Here is a 7,703-nt window from a genome sequence, read left to right on the forward strand (position 1 = left end):
TCGTCCTCCAGGCTGACGAACAGCGTGCCCTTGGCCGTCTGCGGGCGCTGGCGCACGGTGACGATGCCGCAGGCGTGGACCTTGACGCCGCTGGGCCGGTTTTGCAGCTGCTCGGCGCTCTTGTATCCCAGCTTGGCCAGACGCGGGCGCAAGAGCTTGAGCGGATGGCTGCGCAGCGTCAGGCCTAAAGCGGCATAGTCCCAGAGCACTTCTTCGCCCTCGGGGGCGGCGGGCAGATCTAACTCTTCATCCGCACTGAATGAGCCCTGCAGCAGGCGCGGCTGGACCTGCAGGGCCGAGGCTTGCCAGACCTGCTGGCGGCGCTGGCCGGCCAGCGACATCAGCGCGTCGGCGGCGGCCAGCTGCTGCAGGTCTTGCTGATCCAGTTCGGCGCGCAGGGCCAGGTCTTGCGCGTCGCTGAAGGGGCCTGCGTTATGGGCGTTACGGCGAGCCGCCGCTATCCGCTCAGCAGCGGCGTTACTGAGGCCGGCGATCAGATGCAGGCCCAGGCGCACCGCCGGTTGCTGACGGCCTTCAATAGTCTCCAGGCTGCTCATCTGCTCGCTCTCGTTGACATCGGCCGCGCGCACCTCGATCTGGTGCCGGCGCGCATCCTGCACCAGCTGGCTGGGGGTGTAAAAGCCCAAGGGCTGTGAGTTCAGAAGAGCGCACAAGAACACCGCCGGCTCATGCCGCTTGACCCAGCAGGACACATAGGTCAGCAGCGCAAAACTGGCCGCATGCGATTCGGGGAAGCCATAGGACGCGAAGCCCTTGATCTGGCGAAAGATCGCCTCGGCGAATTCATCCTGGTAGCCGCGTTCGCGCATGCCTGTGAGGATTTTTTCGTGGAAGCGGGCCAGATCACCGGGGCGCTTCCAGGCCGCCATCGCGCGGCGTAATTGGTCGGCCTCGCCGGCGCTGAAGCCGGCCGCGATCATCGCCACCTGCATCACCTGCTCCTGAAAAATCGGGATGCCGCAGGTGCGCTCCAGCGCCGCGCGCAGCTCGTCCTTGGGGTATTTGATCTGCGCGGGCGGCAGCGCACGGTTTTTCAAATAGGGATGGACCATGCCGCCGGCAATCGGCCCGGGGCGCACCAGCGCGACCTCGATCACCAGATCGTAAAAACAGCGCGGCTTGAGGCGCGGCAACATCGACATCTGCGCGCGCGACTCGATCTGGAACACGCCGATGGTGTCGGCCTGGCAAATCATGTCGTAGGTGGGGGTGTCGCCCTCGGGGATGTCGGCCATGCCGAAAGCCCTGTCGGTGGGAAGACGGCGCAGTGTGGTGATCAGATCAAAGCTGCGCCGCAGCGCGCTCAGCATGCCCAGGGCCAGCACATCGACCTTCATCAGGCCGAGCGCGTCGATATCGTCCTTGTCCCACTGGATCACGGTGCGCTCGGCCATGCTGGCGTTCTCGATCGGTACCAGCCGGGAGAGCGGCCCCTCGGTCAACACAAAACCGCCCGGATGCTGGCTGAGGTGGCGCGGCATGCCCATCAGCTGGCGGCTCAAACGCACCAGTTGGCGGATGCGCAGGTCGTCGGTACTGAAGCCCAGCTCGGCCTGCAGCGCCTGCAGGCGCTCGTCGGGCAAGCTTTCCTCGCTCCAACCGCTGTGGTCCTTGGCGAGCTTTTCGACCAGGGCCTCGTCCAGCCCCAAGGCGCGGCCCACATCACGGATTGCGCTGCGCGGCCGGTAGCTGATGACCACGGCGGTCAGCGCGGCGCGCGCGCGGCCGTATTTGCGATACAGGTACTGGATCACTTCCTCGCGTCGCTCATGCTCGAAGTCCACATCGATATCGGGCGGCTCATTGCGTTCGCGGCTGATGAAGCGCTCAAACAGCATGCTGGAGCGCGCCGGGTCAACCTCGGTGATGAATAGGCAGAAGCAGACGATGCTGTTGGCGGCCGAGCCGCGGCCCTGGCAGAGGATTTTTTGCTGGCGCGCGTAGCGCACGATGTCGGCCACGGTGAGGAAGTAATGCTCGTAGCCCAGCTCTTGGATCAGGCTCAGCTCATACTCGATCTGGCCACGCAGCTTACTCGTTACTCCAGCGGGCCAGCGCCGCGCCGCGCCGGCCTCGGTCAGGGCGCGCAGATGGGCGGTGGGCGTGCTGCCGGCGGGTACGACCTCGCTGGGGTATTGGTAGCGGATTTCGTCGAGCGAGAACTGACACAAATCCGCCACCACCAGGGTCTGGTCCAGCAGCTCGGCCGGGTAGAGTTGGGCCAGGCGCAGGCGGCTGCGCAGATGACGCTCGGCGTTAGGCTGCAGCGCTAAGCCGCAGTCGGCGATGGGTTTGTTCAGCCGGGTCGCCGTCATCACATCCTGCAGCGGCTTGCGCGAGCGGCGGTGCATATGCACGTCGCCTGTTGCGACAAGGGGCAAGGCGGTCTGCTCCGACAAGGCACGCAGGCGCTGCAGCCACATCTCATCGCCCAGCTCGCGCAGCAGCTCGACACCCAGCCAGGCGCGGCCGGGCACATGCTGCAGCAGCCAGCGCGCCGGGGCCAGGAGCTGTGCGTCGCTGGCCGCGCGCGGCAGCAGGGCGATGAACAAGCAGTCGGCCAGGGCCGCCGGCTGCAGCTGTGACCAGCGCAGGCAATACGTGCCCTTGTCGGCGCTGCGGCGCAGGTCGGTGATGAACTGGCAGAGATTGCCGTAGCCGTTCAGATTGCGAGCCAGCACCAGCAGCTTGAACAAGGGCTCGCCTGCCTCGTCTCGCACGGTGAACTCGGAGCCGATGATCAGTTTGAGACCGCGACCGGCGCCGGGCCGTCCCAAGGCGGTCGACGCCCCCTCGGGGGGCAGGAGCGCAGCGACGTGGTGGCTCAAGGCCTTTGCGGCCACATGGGCGCGCACCACGCCGGCCAGCGAGCATTCATCGGTCAGGGCCAGGGCGGCATAACCCTGCGCATGCGCGCGCTCGACCAGCTCGGCCGGTGTCGAGGCGCCGCGCAGAAACGAGTAGTTGCTCAGCGCGTGCAGCTCGGCGTAGCCATTCATCAAGCAAACACCCCGTGCAAAAACCAGCCATGTTCGAACTCCGACAGGCGCTGCTGAAACACCCACAGCACGAGGTGGCCGGCGCTGAGCGCGAGAAAGTAGTCGCGCTGTTGTTGCGCGTGGCCATTCGGCAAGGCCGCGTCCAGCTGCCACCAGCCGCCCTCGACGCGCTGCGGCCCGGCCAGCAATTGCAGCGGTGCGTGTTGATAGAGCGGCTGGTCTTGGCGCATGGACAGGCGCAGTGGCGGGCTCAGCAACCAAGTCGGCTGCGGATAGGTGGAACCTTGTGCGGACACCGCAGCAGGGCCGTTGCTGGCCCAGGCCCGCCATTGCTGCATCGCCTCCAGCCGGTGGTCTTCCAGCAAGCTGCCGCAGCGCACTCGCTCTGGACTCAAGCGCACCGAGAGGCGCTCCAGCAACTGCGCCAACGGCTCATGCGCCTGCTCGGGTGCGGCCGGCAGCAAGCTGGCGCTGAGCTCCTCCAGCGCCATGACCGCGCCGGCCTGCAGGCGAATCTCGCCGGCCGGCGCGGCCAGCGTCAGCTGCGCCAGATGCTCGCCAAGCAGGCGCCAGAGGTGGCCGAAGTCGCGCGTGCAGTGGCTGGTGTGGATGGTCAAAGAGCCGCCGCTGCCCACATCGCGAGCCCGCATCGCGTCATGTTCCCAATGCAGGGTCAGGGACTGAATGCCGGCATGGCGGCCTGCCAACCAGGCGCATAACTGCAAGAGCAGATGGCGCACATAGTGCAGCAGCAGCTGCGCGTTCTCGACCCGCTGCGGCAGCTCCAGCCTGGCCTCGAATTCGGCCGGCGCCTGCAGCCAGGCATGCGCCTCGGGCTGCAGGCCCAGTGCCTGATCCAAGGCCAGCAGCGGGGCCTTGCCGAAGCGGCGGCTCAAGCCCGCCCGCGGCAGCCGCCGCACATCGCCCAGCGTGCGGCAGCCCAGCCGCGCCAGCATGGCTGCTTGCGCCTGCACGGCGGTCAGGCAATGCAAGGGAAGACCGTCTATTATTTGAGTTATGGGTCGGCTCAGGCCATTATTGACACCCGCGCGGGCCAGCGCCAGCGCGGCCAGGCTGGTCGGCGCCCAGGCGAGTGCTTGCAGGCTCAGGCCGGCCTGGCCGGCGGTGCCGAGCACCCGTTCATGCAAGGCGTCGGCGCCGCCGAACAGGCGCAGGCTGGCGGCCACCTCCAGCACCACCGCTTCTTCGAGCCGCGCGACCTTGGGGCTGAACTGCAGCGCCCACCAAGCCAGCGCTTGTAGGCTCTGTTCGGGGTCAGCGCTGCAGGTCGGCGACTCATCGGAGGATGGTTGCGGCGGGCTGGGGAGCAGGGCGAGCCAATGCATGGCGAGCCTCCACGGTGTTGGGCGGCTGAAGCTGTGGCTGGGCTCGGCTCAGTATCTGCGCTGTCAGCACCTGGGCCAGATCGTCCGGCAGCGCCGGCAGAATCAAGCAGCCCTCGCGCACCGGGCCGCGGCGCTTGAGAATGCGCAGCTGCAGCGTCCAGCCCGGCCCGGCGCTGACGCACAAGCGCAGCGGCGCGGCCGAGGACTGGGTTTGCGTGCTGAGCGGGCGGAACAAAAAAATTGGCGCATCCATCGCCTGGGCACAACTTTGCAGGCGGCGGATTTGCTCGGGCGCGGCGTGCGGCAGCCAGGCCAGGATGGCGGCGCTGGCGTTTGATTTGATCGCTTGCTCCAGCGCCCAGAGCTGCTGGGCCGGCGTCTGCGGCGCGATCCAGATCAGCCGCTGGGGCGGCAGGCCGGCGCGTTGCAGGCCGGGCAGATGAGGAGTTAGCGGTGGGTTGATCAGCAGCAGCGGGCGCTCGGCGTGGTTTTCGGTGCGGCCGCGCTTGACCGGCCGGGCCGGCGCGCCGCAGAGCAGCGGGCGCAAGGCCGGCGCCAGCAGCCGCCATTCCACGCCGGCCCAGCCGTCGGTGAGGATCTCGCTCAGGCTTTGCGTCGGCCAACCGCCGCCCGGCAGCTCGGCATTCAAGGTCGCAAAGCCGCTGCCTACGCAGGGGCTGTGGCCCGACCCTAAGCTGCTGGCGCGCCAAACTTGCGCCCGCAGCAAGCCCTCCAGCCGGGCGCTGTTGGCGGCGGCTGATGACGGTGACGGCGCTGCTGGCGCTGCTGGCGTTGATGGGCTGGAGTCGGCGGCAAGCATGGGTTGATCAACACTGTATTTTTGTACAGTATACAACTGCTCATTCGGCTAGCTCCAACAGACATTTACGCTCTTAGAATCCTGCTCGGGCGCACTAGCGTGGGTGTCGATGCATAACAGGTGTCTGATGAACCAGAGGCGGCGTGGAATTTCGCTTTGCTTGGCTGGGCTGCTTGCAGCCAAGGCCAGCATGGCTATGCCCGTGACGCAGGCCTTGGATCAGGGCACTCAGGAGCAGCGTGACGCGGATTTCTTTGTTCAACTCAACCCCTTGCCGAGCTTGGTCTTGAAGCCCGAAACGGGAATCAAGGCCCTCGCGGGCATGGGCGGCAACAGCCTCTTGCTGATGGACTTGGCCAAGCATCCCGGCGCCGAGTTCGAGGCGGTGTTGGTGAAGGGTGAGGCCTTGCCTGGCGTTGGCCCGCGGCCCAATATCCAGGCCGAACAAGAGCTGTTCAGCGGCGGCGCCAAGGAGGTGCTGATCTCCGCCGAGCTCAAGAACATCGTGAAGGACCTGCGCGGTGAGCTGCACCAACTGACCGGCGACCACTTTAGAAATGCGCAGGCCGCGGGCGAAGCCGAGCAAGAGCGGCTGGCTCGGCGGCTGGATGAGGCCAAGTCTGCACGCGATGAGGCCGCGCACTCGGCCGGCCGGGCGCTGTCAGAAGAAGAGCGCCGATTGGGCGCTCGGCAGTTGGCGGTGATGACCGAGCAGTTGCTCGAAGAGATCAAACCCTGGGCGATCACGGCGCTGGTTTTGTTCGGGCTTTTCCATGCTGCGCAGGCGCAGATGCGCAAACAGGCCGCGGTCAAGTTGGTGCGGGCCAGGTCGAGCCGGCAAGCCAGCCATCAAGCGGCCGACCCGCTGGCCGCGACTGTGCAGGAAGCGGCGCAGCCAGCGCCGCGGCGCGTGCGGGTCAGGCAGCGTATCCGCCTCGGTTCTGCTGCTACTGCTGAGTCGCCCTCAAAATCGCGCCAACGCCGGCCTTTTTAGCGCCGACGCTGGCCCAAGAGGCTTGCTACTGCTGCTGCGCCAGCAAGCCTTCCAACTGATCCATCGCGAGGTTCATGCGCCGCACCAGCGCGCGGTAGGGTTCCGGCGTGGCCAAGTCCAGGCCGGCGGCGCGGGTCAGCGGATAGGGGTCGGCCGAGTTGCCGGCCTTGAGCAGGGTGAAGTAACGGGCCAGCATGGCGGTGTCGCCGTTGGCAATGCCCTCGGCAAAGAAGGCCCCGGCGCTGATGCAGGTGGCGTATTGATAGACGTAGAAATCGCGGTAGAAATGCGGGATATAGGCCCACTCAATGCCGTAGAGATCGTCGATCTTGACCACGCCCTGGGCGTCGCCGTGATAGCGCTTGAGCAGGTCCAGATAGAGCTTGCTCAGGCTCTCGCCGGTGACCGGCTCGCCCTTTTCGACCGCCGCATGGGCGGCCAGTTCGAACTCGGCAAACATGGCCTGGCGGAAGAAAGTGGCGCGCAGGTTCTCCAACTGCTGGCTGAGCGCAAAGATCTTCTCGTCGCGGGTCTTGGCGTTGGCGACCATGTAATCGGCCAGCAGCAGCTCGTTGGCGGTCGACGGGATCTCGGCGATGAAGGTCGCATAACCCGAAGTCTCATAGGGCTGCGAGTTCGAGTAGACCGTGTGCATCGCGTGGCCCCACTCATGCGCCAGCGTCGAGACGCTGTTGTAGTCGCCGTTGTAGCTCATCAACAGATAGGGGTGCACATCGTAGGCCGCGCCGTTCATATAGGCGCCCGAGCGCTTGCCGCGCTGCGGCACCGAGTGCATCCAGTTTTGTTTGAAGGCAGCGCTCAGTTTTTGCGTGTAGTCCGCGCCCAGCGGCTGCAGCGCGGCCAAGGTCAAAGCCTCGGCTTCGGCCTGTGTGTAGCGGCCGGCGGGCTTGGCCAGCGGCACATACATGTCCTGGTAGCCGGCCTGCTTCAGACCCAGCACCTTGCTGCGCAGCTTGAGGTAGCGGTGCAGCGTGGGCAGGCCGGCATTGGCCTCTTGCACCAGGGTCAGGTAGACGGCCTCGGGGATGTTGTATTCGGCCTGCGCCATCGCCACGCTGCTGGGGTATTTGCGTGCCTTGGCGTTGTAGACGGTGCCGCGCAGATTGGCTGCATAAACGGCGCCGAGCGTGCGCTCATAGTTCTTGTAGACCGGCCAGAAGGCGTCGAAGACCTGCTTGCGCACTTTCGGGTCCGAGTCGGAACGGTAAGCGGTGTATTGCTCCTGATCGAGCACGACGGTCTTGCCGCGGATTTTGATCTTGGGCCAAGGCAGATCGGCATTGGTCAACAAGGTGTAGATCTGGCCCGGCTGCTGCAGCGTTTCGCTGGCGGCGGCCAGCAGCGCTTCTTCTTTTGTGCCCAAGACGTGCTCGGCCATGCGCAGGATGGTCTGCAGCGACTGCTTGTGCTTGGCCAAGCCCGGTTCGGCTTTGATGAAGCCCTCGATCTTGGCGCGGCCCAGCGCGGCGATTTCCGCATTGACGAAGGAGATCGCCTCGCCG

General features: G+C 66.2%; 5 protein-coding genes. 1 reads left to right on the forward strand and 4 read right to left on the reverse strand.

The features are described from left to right. The 3 genes from RMO57_RS07100 to imuA form a co-directional block, all read right to left on the reverse strand. The coding region (locus tag RMO57_RS07100; RefSeq protein WP_310385370.1) for an error-prone DNA polymerase at window positions 1-3,020 on the reverse strand (3,020 nt) is incomplete at its 3' end. After that, complete coding sequence (locus RMO57_RS07105) at window positions 3,020-4,366, reverse strand: DNA polymerase Y family protein (RefSeq protein WP_310385371.1); 1,347 nt, start codon at window positions 4,364-4,366, stop codon at window positions 3,020-3,022. The genes RMO57_RS07105 and RMO57_RS07100, both read right to left, overlap by 1 nt. Next, on the reverse strand, window positions 4,317-5,186 hold the full coding sequence (gene imuA, locus RMO57_RS07110; protein ID WP_310385372.1) for a translesion DNA synthesis-associated protein ImuA: 870 nt from the start codon (window positions 5,184-5,186) through the stop codon (window positions 4,317-4,319). The genes RMO57_RS07105 and imuA overlap by 50 nt, the downstream gene beginning before the upstream one ends. A gap of 190 nt (window positions 5,187-5,376) precedes the next feature. On the opposite strand from imuA, the gene RMO57_RS07115 reads away from it, so the two are divergent. Continuing rightward, window positions 5,377-6,180 carry a hypothetical protein gene (locus RMO57_RS07115; RefSeq protein ID WP_310385373.1) on the forward strand — a complete coding sequence of 268 codons (804 nt, stop codon included), beginning with the start codon at window positions 5,377-5,379 and terminating at the stop codon, window positions 6,178-6,180. A 25-nt stretch (window positions 6,181-6,205) separates the two neighbouring features. Here RMO57_RS07115 and RMO57_RS07120 read toward each other — a convergent pair. Next, the coding region (locus RMO57_RS07120; protein ID WP_310385374.1) for a M3 family oligoendopeptidase at window positions 6,206-7,703 on the reverse strand (1,498 nt) is incomplete at its 5' end.

The sequence above is a fragment of the Roseateles sp. genome, from assembly GCF_031397715.1.
Taxonomy (GTDB): Bacteria; Pseudomonadota; Gammaproteobacteria; order Burkholderiales; family Burkholderiaceae_C; genus Paucibacter_A.